An 18,012-nucleotide genomic window follows, 5' to 3' on the forward strand; every position below is an offset into this window, starting at 1 on the left:
ACTCTTTAGGGGCAGCAACCGAAACATATTCATGCATCATTATGCAAACGGCACCACAGCGGGTGCCGAACTGTTCAGTCGCCCTGAAAGGGTCAGTTGTGCGTGGAAGGACCTAAGTCTTCACTCGCATAAGAATAGCACGTTTGACACATAGGCCGGGGGAATTTTGCCGCACTGCCCTTTTGCGGGCGTGCCATGTTGCGTAGAGGCCAATGCACGCAGCCGGCAAGGCAGCGAGGCCTGCCGGTTCGATAGCATGGACAGGAATCCAAAACCAATGGAGCGCTCGGTGTATTTCTCACAATATGTTCTCCAATCTGGCGCGAACGGCAGCCAATAATGCCCGCCCCCACCGTCAACGCCGCCGCGCCGAGCGCCGCCCACGCCACATGGCGGGCAGACCTGGTGGCCGGGCTAGCCATCGCCGGCCTGTTGCTCCCCGAAGCCGTGGCCTATTCCGGTATTGCCGGACTGCCGCCGCAAGCCGGGGTGATCGCGCTCTTCGCCGGCCTGTTGGTCTACGGCATGCTCGGCAGCAGCCGCTTTGCCATTGTCTCGGCCACGTCATCGTCGGCAGCGGTGCTGCTGGCTGCCACCACGGCTGCGGCAGAAGGTGACATGGGACTGCGCATCGCGCTTGGCGCCGCGGTCATCCTGCTGGCGGGGGTGTTGTTCCTGCTGGCTTCGCTGGCGCGCCTGGGGGCGATCTCCAGCCTGATCGCCAAGCCCGTGCTGCGCGGCTTTGCATTGGGGCTGGCGCTGACCATCGTGCTCAAGCAATGCCCGAAGATCCTGGACATGCATCCGGCGCATGGCGACTTCCTGCGCCTGGCCTGGGAACTGCTCGCCGGATGGCGCCACTGGAACCTGGCAGGCGCGGCGGTGGCCCTGGTGGCGCTGGCGCTGCTGCACGTGTTCGCGCGCTGGCGCGCCATGCCGGGCGCACTGCTGGTCATCGCCGCCGGCATCGTGCTCGATCTCAGCGGCTGGACCCAAGCGCACGGCGTGGCGGCCGTCGGCAACATCGCCTTGCAGTTCTCGGCGCCGCGGGTGCCGGAACTGACCCCGACCGACTGGATGCGCGTGGGCGAACTGGCCGCCGCGCTGGCGCTGATCCTCTACGCCGAAAGCTACGGCTCGATCCGCACCTTTGCCATGCGCCATGGCGATATCGTCTCCCCCAACCGCGACCTGGCGGCACTGGGGCTAGCCAATCTCGCCTCGGGACTGTTCCAGGGCATGCCGGTGGGGGCGGGCTTTTCCGCCACCTCGGCCAACGAAGCGGCCGGCGCGCAAAGCCGCCGCGCTGGCCTGGTTGCCGGCACCGTGGTCTTTGCCGCTGTGTGCACACTGCTCCCCTGGATCTCGCACACGCCGGAGCCGGTACTCGCGGCCATCGTGATCCGCGCGGTCGGGCATAGCCTCAATCCGGGCAGCCTCAAGCCGTATTTCGACTGGCGGCGCGACCGGCTGGTCGCGCTGACCGCCTTTGCCGGCGTGCTGTTGCTGGGTGTGCTGCATGGGCTGCTGCTGGCGATCGGGGTCAGCCTGGCGATGCTGCTGCAGCGCTTGTCGCGCCCGCAGGTTACGTGGCTGGGCCGCTGGGCCGATAGCCACGACTTCGTCGACATGGCGCGCCACCCCGAGGCCACCGCGCCCAAGGGACTGCTGATCGCGCGCCCGGAAGTCCCGCTGTTCTTCGGCAATATCGATAGCGTGCTGGGCACCGTGCGCCACGCACTGGCACACGGGCATCCCCAGTATGGCCTGGTGCTAAGCCTCGAAGAATCGTCGGATCTCGACGGCACCGTCCTGGAAGCCCTCGGCGAACTGGCGGTGTTTGCGAAGGCCCACGGCATACCGCTGCGGCTCGCGCGGGTCAAGGACGAGGTGCGCGACCTGCTGGCGCACGCGCGCAACCCGGCCCTGCCCGAAGAAATGTGGCGCGGCTGGAGCGTGGACGACGCGGTCCGCGACGCGTTGGCGCAACCTGCATGAACAGGCGATGCGCCCGCGCCTGGCGGACTAGTCCTGGCGCGGCGCGATCAGGTCGACCGCGTCGGTAATCAGCGCGTCGAGCCCCCAGCCAAGCAGTTCAGTCGCGCGCTCCGGGTCATTGACCGTATAGCAGGCCACCCTGAAGCCGGCCGCATGGGCGGCCCGGATGACCTCGGCACTGAGTTCGCGATGATTAGCGTCGAGCGCCACGCAGTCCAGCCGGCGCAGCCGCTCCAGCCAGTCGGGTGGCAGCTTGTCGAGCAGCAGCGCGCGCGGCAGGCCCGGCGCAGCCCGACGGGCGGCCTCCAGCGACTCTTCCGAGAACGACGACAGCAGCGGCTGGGTGTCGCTGCCAGCCCACAGCGCCTGGGCATCGAGAGCCACGGCGGCGCCGGTACGCCATTCCGCGCCCGGCACCGGCTTGATCTCGATATTGACCATGAACCCGTTGGCGCGCGTATAGCGGGCAATCGCTGCCAGCGTGGGAACCGGCTCCCCGGCATAGGCCGGGCTATGCCAGCTGCCCGCATCCAGCATGGCGATCTCACCCAGGGTCAGCGCATCGGCGCGGCCCTGGCCGTTGGTGGTGCGGTCGAGCGTAGCGTCGTGCAGCAACACCGGCCGCCCGTCGCCCGACAGCTTCACATCGAACTCGAACATGCGATAGCCGAACGATGCGCCGTGGCGGAAGGCCGCCAGGGTGTTCTCGGGCGCCAGCTTGCCGGCGCCCCGGTGGGCGATATGGCGCGGATAGGGCCAGGCGGCTGGGGTCATGTCAGGCCTCGATGCGTTTGCCGGAATCGGCGTCGAAGAAGTGCAGGTGCTCGGCCGTGGCCGTAATCGGCAGGCGATCGCCGCCGCGCACCGGCATGTTGCTGTCCAGCCGCACCACGACCGGCTGGCCACCCAGCGTGCCATAGGCAAAGGAATCGGCACCCAGCGCTTCCACCAGACGGACCTGGATCTCGGCAATCGCATCGTGCGCCGCGCACGGCTCGATATGCTCGGGACGCAGGCCAAGCAGCGCGCGCTGAGGCAGGTGCAGGCCCATCGGCAGGTGGCCGAGGGTGGCGGCTTGCCCTTGGGCGCCCTCCTTCTGCTCCACGCGCATCTGCGCCTCGCCCTGCCCGCCATTGGTCCGCGCAACCGGAACGAGGTTCATCGGCGGCGAGCCGATGAAGCTGGCGACGAACGTGCTGGCGGGGCGCGCATAGACTTCCAGCGGCGTGCCGATCTGTTCCACGCGCCCGCCGTTGAGCACCATCATGCGGTCGGCCAGCGTCATGGCCTCGACCTGGTCGTGCGTCACATACATGCTGGTGGTACGCAGGCGGCGATGCAATTCCTTCAGTTCCAGGCGCATCTGCACGCGCAGCTTGGCGTCGAGGTTGGACAGCGGTTCGTCGAACAGGAACACAGCGGGCTCACGCACGATCGCGCGACCCATGGCCACGCGCTGGCGCTGGCCGCCCGACAACGCGCGCGGCTTGCGCTCCAGCAGCGGTGCCAGCTCGAGAATGCCCGCGGCATGCTTGACGCGCTGCTCGATCTCGCTCTTTGCCATGCCACGTATCTTCAAGCCATAAGCCATGTTGTCGTACACGCTCATATGCGGATAGAGCGCGTAGTTCTGGAACACCATGGCGATGTCACGCTCGGCGGGTTCGAGGTTATTGACGATCTTCTCGCCAATATGCACCTCGCCGCCGCTGATGGCTTCGAGCCCGGCCACCATGCGCAGCAGCGTGGATTTGCCGCAGCCCGACGGGCCGACAATGACGATGAACTCGCCATCGTTGATTTCCATATCGATGCCGTGCACAACCTTGACGTTGCCGGCGTAGGTCTTCTGTACGTTGCGAAGCGACAGTTTTGCCATGGCTATTCTTTCTCGCTGGGCAAGCGTGGCGGGCGCACCAACACGTGGGCGCGCCCCGCCCCGCCCGCTTATTTTTCGGTTTCGACCAGGCCCTTGACGAACCACTTCTGCATCAGCACCACCACGATTGCGGGCGGCACCATGGCCAGCATCACGGTGGCCATCACCAGGTTCCAGTCGGTGGCTGCGTCCCCGGAGCGGGAGATCATCTGCGTCACGCCCACCACCACCGGCGTCATCGACTTCTGCGTGGTGATCAGGAGCGGCCACAGGTACTGGTTCCAGCCGTAGATGAACTGGATCACGAACAGCGCCGCGATGCTGGTCTTGGACAGCGGCAGCACCACGTCCTTGAAGAAGCGCAGCGGCCCGGCGCCGTCGATGCGCGCGGCCTCGGCCAACTCGTCCGGGATGGTCAGGAAGAACTGGCGGAACAGGAAGGTCGCGGTGGCCGAGGCGATGATCGGAATGGTCAGGCCAAAGTAGCTATCCAGCATGCCCAGGTCCGACACCACCTTGTAGGTCGGCAGGATCCGCACTTCCACCGGCAGCATCAGCGTGATGAAGATCATCCAGAAGAAGGTCTTGCGCAGCGGGAACTTGAAGTACACCACCGCGAAGGCCGAGATGATCGAGATCGCGATCTTGCCCAGCGAAATGCCCAGCGCCATGATCAGGCTGTTGAGCATCATCGTGGAAACCGGCGAGGCGGCATTGCCCACCCCGGCCACCAGCACCGTGCGGTAGTTTTCCAGGAAATGGCTGCCCGGCAGCAGCGTCATCGGAGCCTGCAGCACCTCGTCGGCCGTCAGCGTCGAGGCCACAAACGTGACATAGACGGGGAAAGCCACCACCAGCACGCCCAGCACCAGCATCAGGTGCGAGAGAAAATCAAGAAAGGGTCGTCGTTCTACCATTTTGCCAATCCTCAGTACTGCACCTTGCGTTCCACGTAGCGGAACTGCACCACCGTGAGAACGATCACGATCCCCATCAGCACAACCGACTGCGCTGCCGATCCGCCGATATCCAGCCCGCGGAAACCATCCTGGTAGACCTTGTAGACCAGCGTATTGGTGGCGTTGACCGGGCCGCCGTGGGTCACCGCGTCGATAATGGCGAAGGTATCGAAGAAGGCGTACACCACGTTGATCACCATCAGAAAGAAGGTGGTCGGCGACAGCAGCGGGAAGATGATCGACCAGAATCGCCGCCACGGGCCCGCGCCATCGATGGCGGCAGCCTCGATCAGCGATTTCGGGATGCTCTGCAGGCCTGCCAGGAAGAACAGGAAGTTGTAGCTGATCTGCTTCCAGGCGGCGATCAACACCACGAGCAGCATGGCCTGGTTGCTATTGAGCAGGAAGTCCCAGTCCACGCCGAACCGGTGCAGGGCATAGGACACCACGCCCAGCGTCGGGTTGAACATGAACATCCACAGCACGCCAGCCACCGCGGGCGCCACGGCGTACGGCCAGATCAGCAGCATCTTGTAGCCGCTGGCGCCGCGCACCACGCGATCGGCGAAATAGGCCAGCAGCAGCGAGATTGAAAGCCCGACCAGTGTCACGCCGACGGCGAACACCGCCGTCACGCGGAACGAATTCAGGTACTGCGCATCGTTGAACAGATCCCGGAAATTTTCCAGGCCAACGAACTGCAGGTCGATGCCAAAGGCATCCTGCCTCAGCACGGACTGGTACAGCGCCTGCCCGGCCGGCCAGAAAAAGAAAATCAGCGTTACCGCCATCTGCGGCATCACCAGCAGATAGGGCAACCATGAAGATTGGAATACGACCCGTTTTTCCATCACGCATCCAGACCACCGCTGCCAGCGGGGCGTCAACAATCGGGGACAGCGCGGCCCTTGCGGCCGCTCAAATCAAAGACGGAGGCAAAGCCTCCGCCTTCTGCACACTCACAACGCCGGGCGCTTACTCGCGGACCGTCTTCTGGAAGCGCTCGAGCAGCTCATTGCCGCGCGCCACTGCCGAGTCCAGTGCCTCCTTGGGCTGCTTCTTGCCGGTCCAGACCGCTTCGAGTTCCTCATCGATCACGGTACGGATCTGCGGGAAATTGCCCAGGCGGATGCCGCGCGACTTGTCGGTGGTCTTGACGATCATCTGCTTGACCGCGACATCGGCACCGGGGTTCTTGTCATAGAAGCCCGACTTCTTGGTCAGCTCATAGGCCGCCATGGTCACTGGCAGGTAGCCGGTCGACTGGTGCCAGTCAGCCTGCACCTCGGGGCGCGACAAGAAGGTGAAGAACTTGGCCACGCCCTTGTACTCCTCAGCCTTCTTCCCGCCCATCACCCACAGCGAAGCACCGCCGATAATGGTGTTCTGCGGTGCGCCCGGCACGCCCTGCTCATACGGCAGTTGCGCAACAGTGAAGTCGAACTTGGCATTCTTGCGGATATTCGCCAGCGCCGCCGAGGACCCGGTCAGCATGGCGCACTGGCCGGCGATGAACTTCGCCTTCGGCTCGTCCTTGCGGCCGCCGTAGACAAAATAGCCCTTCTGCTGCATGTCGAGCAGGTTGGCGATATGCTTGACGTGCAACGGCGAATTGAACACCAGCCGCGCGCCCGTGCCGCCGAAGCCATTGTTCTCGGTGGCGAACAGGACGTTGTGCCAGGCCGAGAAGCTTTCGAGCTGCACCCACGACTGCCAGTCGGTGGTATAGCCGCAGGAAACGCCGGCAGCCTTGAGCTTGGCGGAATCGGTGGCCACTTCCTGCCAGGTCACGGGCGGCTTGTTCGGATCCAGCCCGGCCTTCTTGAAGGCGTCCTTGTTGTAGTACATCACCGTGGTCGAGCTATTGAACGGGAACGACAGCATCTCGCCCTTACTCGAGGTGTAATAGCCAGCCACCGCCGGGATGTACATCTTGGCGTCGAACTTTTCTCCTGCGTCCTTCATGACCGTCGCCACCGGCTTGATGGCGCCCTTGGCGCTCATCATGGTGGCCGTTCCGACTTCGAATACCTGCAGGATTGCCGGCGCATTGCCCGAGCGGAAGGCCGCAATGCCTGCCGCCAGCGATTCGTCATACTGACCCTTGTAGATCGGCACGATCTTGTACTCGGACTGGCTGCCGTTGAACTGCGTGGCGATCGCGTTCACCTTGTCGTTGAGCGCGCCTTCCATCGAATGCCACCACTGGATCTCAACGGCGGCATTGGCCGATCCTGCGCCAATCAGCATGGCGAAGGCGGCGAGGGTCAACGCGGTACGTTTGACGGTCATAGGAAACTCTCCTGTTTTATATCGCGACAAGGGACAAAAATCGTCCGACTGTATGCAGTTTTTGTGACAGCCGGATGTTACTCCGCCTTGTTGGATTGGAAAACCGGGCATTTCTACTAAATTACAATAATATGACAACGATTTATCGGCAGCTTGACAGGGTAAAATCTTGCACCATGCAAGCCATCCACACCATTCCCGCACCGGCGCTGCGCCGCGTTTGCGGCGTACTGACCGACATCGACGGCACCATCACCACCGACGGCAGGCTGCCGGCGGCCACCTACCTTGCGCTGGACCAGCTCAAACGAGCCGGCCTCCATGTCATCCCGGTGACCGGCCGCTGCATTGCCTGGGCCGAAATCCTGACCCGGCTCTGGCCGGTGGACGCCATCATTGGCGAAAACGGTGCCTTTTACTCTCACCTGCGCGCGGGGAAACTCGTGACCCGCTACCTGGACGACTCCGCTATCCGGGCCGATAACCTGGCGCGCATCCATGCCCTGGGCGCACGCATCGTGCAAGAGGTGCCGGGCTGCGCGCTGGCCTCCGACCAGGCCTGGCACGTCGCCGACCTGGCCATCGACCATGCCGAGGACGTGGCGCCACTACCCCCGGCAGCGGTCGACCGCATTGTCAGGCTGATGCGCGAAGCCGGCATGACCGCTACCGTCAGCTCGATCCATGTCAATGGATGGTTCGGGGAGCACGACAAGCTGAGCATGAGCCGGTTGTGCGCTGCGGAATTGCTGGGCGCCGACCTCGATGCCGAACGCGACGAGTGGTTGTTTATCGGCGACTCGGCCAACGATGCGAGCATGTTCGCCCATTTCCCCTTGTCGGTCGGGGTCGCCAATATCCGCGACATCCTGCCGCAACTGCCGGCCAAGCCCGCCTACATTACCGAGGCGGCTTGCGGCGAGGGGTTTGCCGAGATGGCAGCATTGTTGCTGGCCGCACGCGACTGAGTGCGGCGACGAAAAGCGACGGCGGCAAGCCGCCCAAAAAAACAGCCGGGACAAGCCCGGCTGTTTTTTTGTGCCCCGCAGCTACCCACTACCTGCTTCAATCGAAGCCCAGTTCCTGCAGCTTGCGGGTAATGGTGTTGCGGCCGATGCCCAGGCGGGTTGCCGCCTCGACACGGCGCCCACGCGTCACGCCCAGGGCCGCCTCCAGCACCGCCTTCTCGAAGCGCCGCGTGAGCGCATCCATCACCTCCGGCTGGCCGGACTCCAGCATGGCGCGGGCCTCCCCTGCCAGCAGGTGCTCCCAGCCGGCAATCGCGCTCGCGGCGGCCGTGCGGTTCGCGTAGGCCTGCGCGGAATCGGCCTCCGCGCCCATGCCGGCAGGCGCGGCGCCATAGTCGACGACGTCGTGGCCCTCGGCGTCCTCCGCCCTGCCCTCGGCGCGTGGCTCCGCCATGCGCGGCACACCGGCATGGCTGCCCTGCGGCGCGCCCGTGCCAATCATCTCGCGCGGCATGTCCTTGACCTCGATGGTCTGGGCCGGCGCCATCACGGTCAGCCAGTTGCACAGGTTCTCGAGCTGGCGGACGTTGCCGGGGAACGGCAGCGTGCTGACATAGGCCAGGGCCTCGTCCGACATGCGCTTGGGCTCGACGCCTAGTTCCTTGGCGCTCTTCTGCAGGAAATGACGGGCCAGCAGCGTAATGTCTTCCGGCCGCTCGCGCAGCGGCGGCAGGCGCAGCCGGATCACGTTGAGGCGGTGGAACAAGTCCTCGCGGAACAGCCCTTCCTTGACGCGCGTTTCCAGGTTCTGGTGGGTGGCGGCAATCACGCGCACATTGGCGCGCAGCGGATTGTGCCCCCCCACGCGGTAGAAGTTGCCATCCGACAGCACACGCAACAGGCGCGTTTGCAGGTCGAACGGCATATCGCCGATTTCGTCGAGGAACAGCGTGCCGCCCTCGGCCTGCTCGAAGCGGCCGCGGCGCATGGTCTGCGCGCCGGTGAAGGCGCCGCGCTCATGGCCGAACAATTCCGACTCGAGCAGGTCCTTGGGGATGGCCGCGGTATTGAGCGCGATAAAGGGCCCGTTGGCGCGCGGGCTGTGCTTGTGCAGCGCCTGCGCCACCAGTTCCTTGCCGGTGCCGGACTCACCGGTGATCAACACCGTCACGTTCGACTGCGACAGGCGGCCGATGGCGCGGAACACGTCCTGCATGGCCGGCGCCTGCCCGAGAATCTCGGGCGCGTCGACCAGGCGGTCTTCCAGTTCCTCCTCGCGCAGGCTTTCCTGCAGCGCGCGGCGGATCAGCTCGACCGCCTTGTCGACGTCGAACGGCTTGGCCAGGTATTCAAAGGCCCCGCCCTGGAAGGCGGCTACCGCGCTGTCCAGGTCGGAGTAGGCCGTCATCACGATGACTGGCAGCCCCGGGTGCCGGGCCTTGAGTGCTTGCAGCAAATCCAGGCCCGAGCCTCCCGGCATGCGGATGTCGGAGATCAGGACTTGCGGCTCGTCATCTTCCAGCGCGGCCAGTACGTCGCGCACGTTGGTGAAGCTGCGCGAAAGCAGGCTTTCACGGGCGAGGGCCTTTTCCAGGACCCAGCGGATTGATTGATCGTCGTCGACTATCCAGATCGGCTTCATGTGCGTCGCTTGTCTGCTCGGTGTCATTTGGTCTTCCGTGAACCTGGCCGCACACCGCCGGCAAGCCGGTCGGCAGCAATCATTGGGGCAGTTCCAATTGCTGTCGCCGATGCGCTCAATGCAGGGGCAGCAGGATACGGAAGTCGGTACAGCCGGGCCGGCTCTCACATTCGATCAAGCCCTCGTGCTGCTGCACGAAGGTTTGAGCGAGTGTGAGACCGAGGCCGCTGCCGCCGTCCCTACCCGACACCAGCGGGTAGAAGATGCGTTCGCGAATATCCTCGGGGATGCCCGGACCGTTATCGATGACATGCAAGTCCAATGCCAGCTTGAACAAACGCTTGGCAATTGTTACCTGGCGAGCCACCCTGGTACGCAGGATGATCTGCGCATCGCCGCGCGCGACGCGCTCGGCGAGCGCCTGGGCGGCGTTGTGGACGATGTTGAGCACGGCCTGGATCAACTGTTCCATGTCGCCGCGCAAGTCGGGCAGGCTCGCGTCGTAGTCGCGCACGATATCCAGCCCGGAGGGGAATTCGGCCAGCACCACCGAGCGCACGCGCTCCAGCACCTCGTGGATATTGAGGTCGGACACGATATGCGGATGGCGGTGCGGCTCCAGCAGGCGGTCCACCAGAGTCTGCAGGCGATCCGACTCCTTGATGATGACCTGCGTGTATTCGCGCAGCGAACGATCGGGCAACTCGAACTCAAGCAGTTGCGCCGCGCCGCGGATGCCGCCCAGCGGGTTCTTGATCTCGTGGGCGAGATTGCGGATCAGTTCCTTGTTGGCCGAGGTCAGGTCGAGGATGCGCTCCTCGCGGTCGCTGCGCACCTTTTGCTCGTTGGGCAGCACCTCCACCACCACGGCGTCGGAATTGGCGTCCAGCGCCCCGATGACTACATGGGCGTGCATGGGCTCCTGCAACGGCGGATGCAGCACCACGTCTTGCCGGCGGGCATCGAACTGCCGCGAAATCACTGTCTCTATCATGCTGGCCAGCTCTTCCGAGCTACCGAACAGGTCCGCGAGCGACAGTTCCACCATGGCCTTGCGCGACACCGCGAAACTCGCCTCGGCCGCGGGATTGGCATAGACGATGCGCAGGCCGGGCTGGCGCACCAGCAACACGGGGTTGGCTACGACGTCCAGTCCCTGGTGGTAGGACACATCGCCCAAGGGCAGCACCACGGCCTCTCCCTCGGGCGGGGTGCCGGCTCCGGCCGAGGCTACCTTGCGCGAGACGCTGCGAATCAGGCGACGCATGACACTAGTCCTTCAAGTTGGAGAGTTCGCGCCGCAGTGAAGCGGCATTGGCCTCGCCGCGCGCAATGTCGTCGCGTAGCGCGGCGGTGCGGTCGAGATACCTCTGGTAGTTGCGTTCATTGCCCTGGCGCTCGGGCTGGCCGTTGTTGTACTCGGCGCGCAGCGCGGCCAGCTTGGCCTCCTCGCTTTGCAGCTCTTGCTCGAGTACGGACCGGCGCTCGCCATCGCGGCTCTTCTGGGTCGCGCTGTCGACTCGCGGAAACGCCGCGGGCGCCACGGCAGGGCCAGCGCCCTTGCCCGCCGCAGGGGCATTCACGCGCCCGCCCGGCACGGTCATCACCTCGGGCAGGCTGAGCCGCTTGCAGCCCTTGCCGCCCGTGCCGTTCCGGTATTCCGGCACCCCGTTGGGGCCGGTGCAGACATAGATTTCCGACTGGGCCGGAGCCGGGCGGCTCCAGCACAGCAAGGCCAGCGCCAGCATGGCGCAAACGGCTGCCGATGCGTGCATGCGGGCACCGAAGCGGTGCACCGGGTGGAGCGAGGGGGGCGGGAATTCGAGCGCGTCCATTGACATCAGCAGGGATGGTGGGAAAGGAGCCCCATTCTAGCGATCAAACCAGCGAACAAAACAAAAAGGGACAGCCGAAGCCGCCCCTTCCTGGTGCAACTGTTGCCCGGTCACAACCTGGCAACGCCTCGCCTTACAGCGAGTAGTACATGTCGAACTCGATCGGGTGAGTCGTCATGCGGAAGCGGGTCACTTCTTCCATCTTCAGTTCGATGTAGGCATCGATCATGGAGTTGGAGAAGACGCCGCCGCGCGTCAGGAACTCGCGGTCGTTGTCGAGGTATTCCAGGGCCTGGTCGAGGCTGGAGCACACGGTCGGGATTTTTGCATCCTCTTCCGGCGGCAGGTCGTACAGGTTCTTGTCGGCAGCTTCGCCCGGGTGGATCTTGTTCTGCACGCCATCCAGGCCGGCCATCAGCAGCGCCGAGAAGCCCAGGTACGGGTTCATCAGCGGATCCGGGAAGCGGGTCTCGATACGGCGGCCCTTCGGATTGGCAACGTACGGAATGCGGATCGAAGCCGAACGGTTGCGTGCCGAGTACGCCAGCTTGACCGGTGCCTCGAAGCCCGGCACCAGACGCTTGTACGAGTTCGTGCCCGGATTGGTCAGGGCGTTCAGCGCGCGAGCGTGCTTGATGATGCCGCCGATGTAGTACAGGGCGAATTCCGACAGGCCGGCGTAGCCGTTGCCCGCGAACAGGTTCTGGCCGTCCTTCCATACCGACTGGTGCACGTGCATGCCCGAGCCGTTGTCGCCAACGACCGGCTTCGGCATGAAGGTGGCGGTCTTGCCGTAGGTGTGGGCGACGTTCTGGATCACATACTTTTGCAGCTGGGTCCAGTCGGCACGCTGCACCAGCGTGCTGAACTTGGTGCCGATTTCGTTCTGGCCCTGGCCAGCAACTTCGTGGTGGTGGACTTCCACGGGGATGCCCAGCGATTCCAGGATCAGGCACATTTCCGAACGGATATCCTGGAACGTGTCGATCGGGGCGACCGGGAAGTAGCCGCCCTTCTTGCCCGGACGGTGACCGCTGTTGCCGTGCTCGAATTCCTTGCCCGACGACCACGGTGCTTCTTCCGACTGGATCTTGACGGAACAGCCCTGCATGTCGATGTTCCAGGTCACGCCGTCGAAGATGAAGAATTCGGGTTCCGGACCGAAGAAGGCGGTGTCGCCCAGGCCCGTGCTCTTCAGGTAAGCCTCGGCGCGCTTGGCGATGGAACGCGGGTCGCGGTCATAACCCTTGCCGTCCGACGGTTCAACCACGTCGCAGGTCAGGATCAGGGTGGGTTCTTCGTAAAACGGATCGACGTTGGCGGTGTTCGGATCCGGCATCAGCAGCATGTCCGAAGCCTCGATACCCTTCCAGCCGGCGATCGACGAGCCGTCGAAAGCGTGGCCGCTTTCAAACTTGTCTTCGTCGAAGTGCGACACGGGTACCGACACGTGTTGCTCTTTGCCTTTGGTATCGGTGAAACGGAAATCGACGAACTTGACGTCGTTTTCCTTCACAAGCTTCATCACATCTGCAACGCTGTGGGCCATGCCTATCTCCTGGAAATTCGGCTGAAGTCTATAAAGCCATTCTTGCGTCGATCTCTACAGCGCTACGCCTGGAAGGCGTTGGGGGCAGGATAAAGATCGGCCACGAAAGGGACGAGGAATGTTAGCAGAAAGCGTGCCAAGGCAACCCCCTTGTTACCCCTGCGTTCCCGAAAAAAGTGCAGCTGCGCGGCGCGATTCAGGGCCTGCAGCGCGTTCCGGGTGCCGCATATGACATACACCACAATCCCGCTGCCTTGTCGGTCGCGCCCGCTGCGGCGAGGCTCCGCGACCGCCGCAAACAAAAACACCATAATGGTGCATTTGCACGCCAATTTGCACCGTTTCCGTGCTCGCGCACCAGATTAGTTCATTTTGGCGCGAGCGGGGCAGCCTTGCCTGCTTGCGGTGCAGAAGTACCCGGTGCGGACGCCATGCCGCCGGTATTCCCGTTGTCCCGGCGCAAGTCTATACCGTTCCCCGCCAAACGCACCGGCTCGCACTCCCGGCGCGCTAGAATACTTGCCGGGCTCCCCCCTGACGCCATTCCACCCATCGATTTTGTCACCCAGATGACCACCCGAGACGAACTCCTCCAAGCGGCGCGCCAGCGCCAGCAGCAAAACCAACTGCCCTACTTCGGCGCCCTCTCCCCGCAGGAAGCTTTCGCCTTGCTGCAGGGCGACCCCACTGCCGTGATGGTGGATGTGCGCACGCAGGCCGAACTGGACTGGATCGGCGCGCCGGACCTGCCGGAAGCCCAAGCGGCGCATGTGGAATGGAGCAGCTATCCGGGCGGCGCGCAGAACGCTGCGTTCATCGCCCAGCTCAAGGCCCGCGTGCCCGCCGACGTGCCGGTGCTGTTCCTGTGCCGCAGCGCGGCGCGCTCCAAGCACGCCGCCCGGGTCGCCACGGAGGCTGGCTACCAGTACGCGATGGATGTGCTGGAAGGTTTCGAAGGCAGCCGCGATGAACACCATCACCGCAAGACGGTGGAAGGCTGGTGCTTCCGGGGCCTTCCCTGGCATGGTGCCTGAAGCGGCGGCACGCCTGCGCCACAAGCAAAACGGGATAGCCTGACTGTCCCGTTTTTCATTTCCCCGGCGATTAACGGTTCAATCCCCCGCCGGATCGCCCGGCCTCCGCGCAGCCACTTCCACCAGCTCGAAGCCCATCGCCCGCACACCTTCGCGCAGCATGGCATAGGCCGGCTCGACCTGATCAGCCGGGCCCTTGACGCCCAGGTCAATATGGCGGCGCGCATAAAGCTCGCCGCGCTTGGCATCCCCCACAGACGGCAGGCTGAACACGCGGATGCCGTCGAACGCGGCCTCGACCCGCTCCATCAGCGGCGTCAGCGTGGACTCCGGTGCCTCGAACACCAGGAAGGAGCGCTCCACCTGCACCGCCAGATGGAACAGGTGCGGATAGTAGTGGTCCAGCACCCATTCCATCATCGGCCACGCCATCACCGGGAAGCCCGGCATGAAGTGATGGTCGGCCACTGAGAATCCGGGGATGCGGTTGTAGCTGTTCGGGATGATGCGCGCCCCGGCGGGGAACTCGCCCATCTTGAAGCGATGCTGGTTTTCCGGCAGATTCAGGTCTGCCTTGACCGCATCGCCAGCCGCCGTCTCGGCAATGCGCTGCGCGATCAGTTCCCGCGCCTCGGGATGCAACTCAAGCGGCACCCCCAGCGCAGCCGCGGCGCACTGCCTGGTGTGATCGTCCGGGGTCGCGCCGATGCCGCCGGTGCAGAACACCACATCGTCGCCGGCGAAGGTACGGCGCAGCGTCGCGGTGATGCGTGCGCGTTCGTCGCCCACGTACTCCGCCCAGTCCAGCGCCAGCCCGCGCGCCGCCAGCAGTTCGATGGCACGGCGCATATGCTTGTCTTCGCGCCGCCCCGACAAAATCTCGTCACCAATGACGATCAGGCCGAAACCCATGATGCCCTCGCTTCAGGATTGTTCAAGGCGCCGCACATCCGACGGCGCGACATCGATAACGTCCACCACCGGCGCGGCCGCTGCAGCCGCGGCCGCGCGTTCGGCACGCAACTGCTCCAGCGCGCGCAGGCAGAAATGGCCGAACCACAGCGCCGAGAAGATAAAGATCAGCACGTAGAGCCAAAGCGTGGCGGCCAGTACAAACGGAAAGAGAAAAATCAGCGCCGCCGAAAACACCCAGATCAGCGTCGGCGCCGAGCCCAGCAGGCCAACTGCCACGCCAATGGTGAGCAAGGCCCCGCGGTGGCGCTTCATCAGCGTCTTGCGCTCCTCCGCGGTGGCGTGCTGGGCCAGGGCATCGTAGGTCATCACGCGGTAGGTCAGCCAGCCCCACAGCAACGGCGGGATCAGTGCGAAGAACGGCGGAATCAGCCACAGCGGCAACGTCACCAGCGCCAGCAGCAGGAACACCATGGTGCTGCCCAGTGCATGGAACACGCTGCCCAACATGCTGCCGCCCCTGGACTTGACCAGGTCCGGATAGCTGCGCTCCAGGTGCCGCACCGCCGCCGGCACCGAGAACAGGCTGATAAACACCAGCATGGAGGCGATCACCAGCGGGATCATCAGCGCGATCACGAACAGCGGCGCCACCACCGTGCGCAGGGACTGCAGGCCGAACCAGTCAAGCGCGCCGTAGATCCAGCTGGTCAGCGCCGAGGTTTCCAGCACGCCGCGCGCGGCCGTCATGATCGGCTCCCATCCCCACAGCAGCAGGCCACCCCACAGCCCGGTGGCGAGCAGGAAAGGAATGACGGTGAGCATCAGCATGCGCGGATGCAGCTGGCTGATCAGGGCACGGCCAAGCGCGCGAAAAATATCGTTCATGCAGTGAATTGGGCTTCCACAAAGGCGGGGACAAATAGACTAGCACACGTCATAAGTGTCGCGGGGGACGCGTGCGCGGCCGCTGGTCGACGGCCCGCCGCCAACGATACGGCTAGCGGGAAGATGCGCGCTGCCAGGCCGCCCCTCGGACGGCCTGCCGCGTCAGCCGCGCCGCAACAGGCGCTTGATGCCGTACCACTGCTGGGACAGCAAACCGGTGCCGTAGTTGCGTCCCTTGCCTGCCGGCGGCGGCATCTGGTCGCGGATGCCGGTGGGGTAATAGGCATCGGTAAATACGGCGGTGCGGAACAGCATGTCCCACCAGGGGAAGATCACGCCGTAGTTGCATCCGCCCAGCCGGGTGGGCCGGCCGATTGCCTCGTGCCCGAGACCCACCGCATGATGCGTGCGGTGAAAGCGCGGCGAGACCAGCAACCGCTCGCCCAGGGGGCCAAAATGCAGGCGCAGGTTGGCATGCTGCAAGCTTTGCAGCAGTTGCGACAGCGCCACCAGCAGCACGTACTGCGAAGGCTCGACGCCGACCGCCAGCGCGGCCACGGCAAACACCACGTCGCGCAGCATGTCGTCGAGCAGGTGGTTGCGGTTGTCGCTCCACAGCGTCATCTGGCGCTGGCTGTGATGCACGGCATGCAGGCTCCACCACCACCGGTAGGTATGCGAGAGGCGGTGGTACCAGTAGTCGAGCAGGTCGAACAGCAGCAGGTAAATGAAGAAGCTGACCAGCGGGATCGAGGTCACCGCCGGCCACCAGTCTTCCACATTCACGCGCTGCCAGCCGAGCAGCCGCAGATGTCCTTCCAGCCCGTCCATCAGCGGCCCGAGCAGGAAGAACATGGCGAGCCGGAACAGGCCAAGGCGATGCACCACGGTATAGAGGATATCCGTGCGGATCGCTGCGCGATCCGTGACGGCCTCGACCGGACGCAGCTTTTCCAGCGGCCCGAGAATCAGCACCATCACTGCGATCTGCACCAGCCCCACAAGCAGCCATTCGGTGCCGGTGAAGGCGTCCTCGGCATAACCGCCGAAGCCGAGCTGGTAGACCACGGGCAGGATCACATCCTGGAACAGCGTGGCCTCGATCTGGCCTACCCAGGCATTGAGCGCGTCGAGCATCAGCGTCTCCCGGCCACGGTGGCGGCCTGGCCGCGTGTCCAGTCACGATAGGCCGGATGGTCGCGCAGCGTCGCAAAGCAGAAGCCCTTCTGCTCCAGTCCGCTGATCAGCGGCTCCAGCACGCCGGGCGCCCACGGATCCTTGCGCGACCAGATGCCAAGATGGGCCATGGCGATGTCGCCATCGCGCAGGTCGCGCAGCGCGCGTGCCAGTAACGCCTGGTTGGAAAAACGCTCGGAAGATAGCTCGTCCCCGAGGAAGCCGGCCGGCGCCCAGCCCACATGCTTGAAACCGCACCGCTCGGCCCATTGCAGGGTCTGCGGCGCGGTATGGCCGCCCGGCGCGCGCCACAGCGGCGACATGGCAGTCCCGGCAAGGCTGCGCAGCGCCTGCGCGCTGCGGTTGAGTTCGCTGCAGAAGCTCTGCTGGTCCATGACCACGTCCTGCCCCGCATTCGCGCCGAACTGCGGGCGCATCGTCACCTTGCCGTCGCGCACGCCGCGCAGGTAGACGTGATCGAAGGTATGGCTGCCAAAGACATGGCCATCGGCCGCCAGGGTCTTCCAGTACGCGGCCCAGCCCGGATCGAGCGAGCTGTCCTTGTTGATCGTGGGCTCGTTGGCGAGGAAGAAGGTCGCCTTGATATGGTGGCGGCGCAGCGTGTCGGCAATCAGCGCCGCCTGGCTCATGCTGCCGGTGTCGAAGGTCAGGTAGAGCGTGCCGGCGCGGCAGGCCGGCGGCGCGGCAGGCCCGGCTTCGGCCGAGCCGGCCGGCGAGGCGGCCAGCGCCAGCCCGGTGGCAGCAAGCCCTGCAGCCACCGCGCGGACCAGGGCGCGGGGCAGCCAGGGCTGCGAAATCTTGCTCATGATGCCTGTCCTGATTTCCTGTGACTGCGTTGGAGTGGCAGCGGCCCTACTAG

General features: G+C 64.8%; 16 protein-coding genes. 3 read left to right on the plus strand and 13 right to left on the minus strand.

What is annotated here, in order from left to right:
* Positions 1-339 precede the first annotated feature (339 nt).
* Positions 340-1,998: a SulP family inorganic anion transporter gene (locus tag ACZY0R_RS29035; protein WP_488863264.1), complete on the plus strand. Its 1,659-nt coding sequence runs from the start codon at positions 340-342 to the stop codon at positions 1,996-1,998.
* Between the two features lie 27 nt (positions 1,999-2,025).
* Here the strand turns inward: ACZY0R_RS29035 and ugpQ are convergent, their stop codons facing one another.
* From ugpQ to ugpB, 5 genes are all read right to left on the minus strand, one after another.
* Complete coding sequence (gene ugpQ / locus ACZY0R_RS29040) at positions 2,026-2,772, minus strand: glycerophosphodiester phosphodiesterase (RefSeq protein ID WP_488863266.1); 747 nt, start codon at positions 2,770-2,772, stop codon at positions 2,026-2,028.
* Position 2,773: 1 nt separating this feature from the next.
* Positions 2,774-3,877 (minus strand): sn-glycerol-3-phosphate import ATP-binding protein UgpC, encoded by a 1,104-nt coding sequence (locus ACZY0R_RS29045; RefSeq protein ID WP_488863268.1) that lies wholly within the window; start codon positions 3,875-3,877, stop codon positions 2,774-2,776.
* Between the two features lie 68 nt (positions 3,878-3,945).
* A complete protein-coding gene (gene ugpE / locus ACZY0R_RS29050) occupies positions 3,946-4,794 on the minus strand; it encodes a sn-glycerol-3-phosphate ABC transporter permease UgpE (protein WP_488863270.1) in 849 nt (282 codons plus the stop codon).
* 11 nt (positions 4,795-4,805) lie between these two features.
* The gene (gene ugpA, locus ACZY0R_RS29055; protein WP_488863272.1) at positions 4,806-5,687 is read right to left on the minus strand and encodes a sn-glycerol-3-phosphate ABC transporter permease UgpA; all 882 of its coding nucleotides are present in this window, start codon (positions 5,685-5,687) and stop codon (positions 4,806-4,808) included.
* Positions 5,688-5,811: 124 nt separating this feature from the next.
* Positions 5,812-7,128: a sn-glycerol-3-phosphate ABC transporter substrate-binding protein UgpB gene (gene ugpB, locus ACZY0R_RS29060; protein ID WP_488863274.1), complete on the minus strand. Its 1,317-nt coding sequence runs from the start codon at positions 7,126-7,128 to the stop codon at positions 5,812-5,814.
* Positions 7,129-7,304: 176 nt separating this feature from the next.
* Between ugpB and ACZY0R_RS29065 the strand changes: the two genes are divergently transcribed.
* A complete protein-coding gene (locus ACZY0R_RS29065; RefSeq protein WP_488863276.1) occupies positions 7,305-8,096 on the plus strand; it encodes an HAD-IIB family hydrolase in 792 nt (263 codons plus the stop codon).
* Positions 8,097-8,193: 97 nt separating this feature from the next.
* On the opposite strand, the gene ntrC is transcribed toward ACZY0R_RS29065, so the two are convergent.
* The 4 genes from ntrC to ACZY0R_RS29085 all read right to left on the minus strand — a co-directional run bounded on the left by ntrC (position 8,194) and on the right by ACZY0R_RS29085 (position 13,122).
* Positions 8,194-9,738 (minus strand): nitrogen regulation protein NR(I), encoded by a 1,545-nt coding sequence (gene ntrC / locus ACZY0R_RS29070; protein WP_488863278.1) that lies wholly within the window; start codon positions 9,736-9,738, stop codon positions 8,194-8,196.
* Positions 9,739-9,853: 115 nt separating this feature from the next.
* Positions 9,854-11,005: a nitrogen regulation protein NR(II) gene (gene glnL, locus ACZY0R_RS29075; RefSeq protein ID WP_045239410.1), complete on the minus strand. Its 1,152-nt coding sequence runs from the start codon at positions 11,003-11,005 to the stop codon at positions 9,854-9,856.
* Positions 11,006-11,009: 4 nt separating this feature from the next.
* Complete coding sequence (locus tag ACZY0R_RS29080) at positions 11,010-11,513, minus strand: DUF4124 domain-containing protein (protein WP_488866242.1); 504 nt, start codon at positions 11,511-11,513, stop codon at positions 11,010-11,012.
* Positions 11,514-11,706: 193 nt separating this feature from the next.
* Positions 11,707-13,122: a 3-hydroxylaminophenol mutase gene (locus ACZY0R_RS29085; protein ID WP_035867014.1), complete on the minus strand. Its 1,416-nt coding sequence runs from the start codon at positions 13,120-13,122 to the stop codon at positions 11,707-11,709.
* A 569-nt stretch (positions 13,123-13,691) separates the two neighbouring features.
* Between ACZY0R_RS29085 and ACZY0R_RS29090 the strand changes: the two genes are divergently transcribed.
* The gene (locus tag ACZY0R_RS29090) at positions 13,692-14,156 is read left to right on the plus strand and encodes a rhodanese-like domain-containing protein (RefSeq protein WP_035867017.1); all 465 of its coding nucleotides are present in this window, start codon (positions 13,692-13,694) and stop codon (positions 14,154-14,156) included.
* A gap of 78 nt (positions 14,157-14,234) precedes the next feature.
* Here the strand turns inward: ACZY0R_RS29090 and ACZY0R_RS29095 are convergent, their stop codons facing one another.
* The 4 genes from ACZY0R_RS29095 to ACZY0R_RS29110 form a co-directional block, all read right to left on the minus strand.
* A complete protein-coding gene (locus ACZY0R_RS29095; RefSeq protein WP_441632148.1) occupies positions 14,235-15,068 on the minus strand; it encodes a competence/damage-inducible protein A in 834 nt (277 codons plus the stop codon).
* Positions 15,069-15,080: 12 nt separating this feature from the next.
* The gene (locus ACZY0R_RS29100; protein ID WP_488863281.1) at positions 15,081-15,956 is read right to left on the minus strand and encodes an EI24 domain-containing protein; all 876 of its coding nucleotides are present in this window, start codon (positions 15,954-15,956) and stop codon (positions 15,081-15,083) included.
* A 162-nt stretch (positions 15,957-16,118) separates the two neighbouring features.
* Positions 16,119-17,093: a sterol desaturase family protein gene (locus ACZY0R_RS29105; RefSeq protein ID WP_488863283.1), complete on the minus strand. Its 975-nt coding sequence runs from the start codon at positions 17,091-17,093 to the stop codon at positions 16,119-16,121.
* Complete coding sequence (locus ACZY0R_RS29110; RefSeq protein ID WP_488863285.1) at positions 17,093-17,959, minus strand: polysaccharide deacetylase family protein; 867 nt, start codon at positions 17,957-17,959, stop codon at positions 17,093-17,095. Before ACZY0R_RS29110 ends, ACZY0R_RS29105 begins: the two co-directional genes overlap by 1 nt.
* Positions 17,960-18,012 lie beyond the last annotated feature (53 nt).

The organism is Cupriavidus sp. F041 (genome assembly GCF_057814235.1).

Coding starts and splice junctions, on each gene's coding strand:
- ACZY0R_RS29035 (WP_488863264.1), top strand. CDS start 340: ATGCCCGCCCCCACCGTCAACGCCGCCGCGCCGAGCGCCGCCCACGCC.
- ugpQ (WP_488863266.1), bottom strand. CDS start 2,772: ATGACCCCAGCCGCCTGGCCCTATCCGCGCCATATCGCCCACCGGGGC.
- ACZY0R_RS29045 (WP_488863268.1), bottom strand. CDS start 3,877: ATGGCAAAACTGTCGCTTCGCAACGTACAGAAGACCTACGCCGGCAAC.
- ugpE (WP_488863270.1), bottom strand. CDS start 4,794: ATGGTAGAACGACGACCCTTTCTTGATTTTCTCTCGCACCTGATGCTG.
- ugpA (WP_488863272.1), bottom strand. CDS start 5,687: ATGGAAAAACGGGTCGTATTCCAATCTTCATGGTTGCCCTATCTGCTG.
- ugpB (WP_488863274.1), bottom strand. CDS start 7,128: ATGACCGTCAAACGTACCGCGTTGACCCTCGCCGCCTTCGCCATGCTG.
- ACZY0R_RS29065 (WP_488863276.1), top strand. CDS start 7,305: ATGCAAGCCATCCACACCATTCCCGCACCGGCGCTGCGCCGCGTTTGC.
- ntrC (WP_488863278.1), bottom strand. CDS start 9,738: ATGAAGCCGATCTGGATAGTCGACGACGATCAATCAATCCGCTGGGTC.
- glnL (WP_045239410.1), bottom strand. CDS start 11,005: ATGCGTCGCCTGATTCGCAGCGTCTCGCGCAAGGTAGCCTCGGCCGGA.
- ACZY0R_RS29080 (WP_488866242.1), bottom strand. CDS start 11,513: ATGCACGCATCGGCAGCCGTTTGCGCCATGCTGGCGCTGGCCTTGCTG.
- ACZY0R_RS29085 (WP_035867014.1), bottom strand. CDS start 13,122: ATGGCCCACAGCGTTGCAGATGTGATGAAGCTTGTGAAGGAAAACGAC.
- ACZY0R_RS29090 (WP_035867017.1), top strand. CDS start 13,692: ATGACCACCCGAGACGAACTCCTCCAAGCGGCGCGCCAGCGCCAGCAG.
- ACZY0R_RS29095 (WP_441632148.1), bottom strand. CDS start 15,068: ATGGGTTTCGGCCTGATCGTCATTGGTGACGAGATTTTGTCGGGGCGG.
- ACZY0R_RS29100 (WP_488863281.1), bottom strand. CDS start 15,956: ATGAACGATATTTTTCGCGCGCTTGGCCGTGCCCTGATCAGCCAGCTG.
- ACZY0R_RS29105 (WP_488863283.1), bottom strand. CDS start 17,093: ATGCTCGACGCGCTCAATGCCTGGGTAGGCCAGATCGAGGCCACGCTG.
- ACZY0R_RS29110 (WP_488863285.1), bottom strand. CDS start 17,959: ATGAGCAAGATTTCGCAGCCCTGGCTGCCCCGCGCCCTGGTCCGCGCG.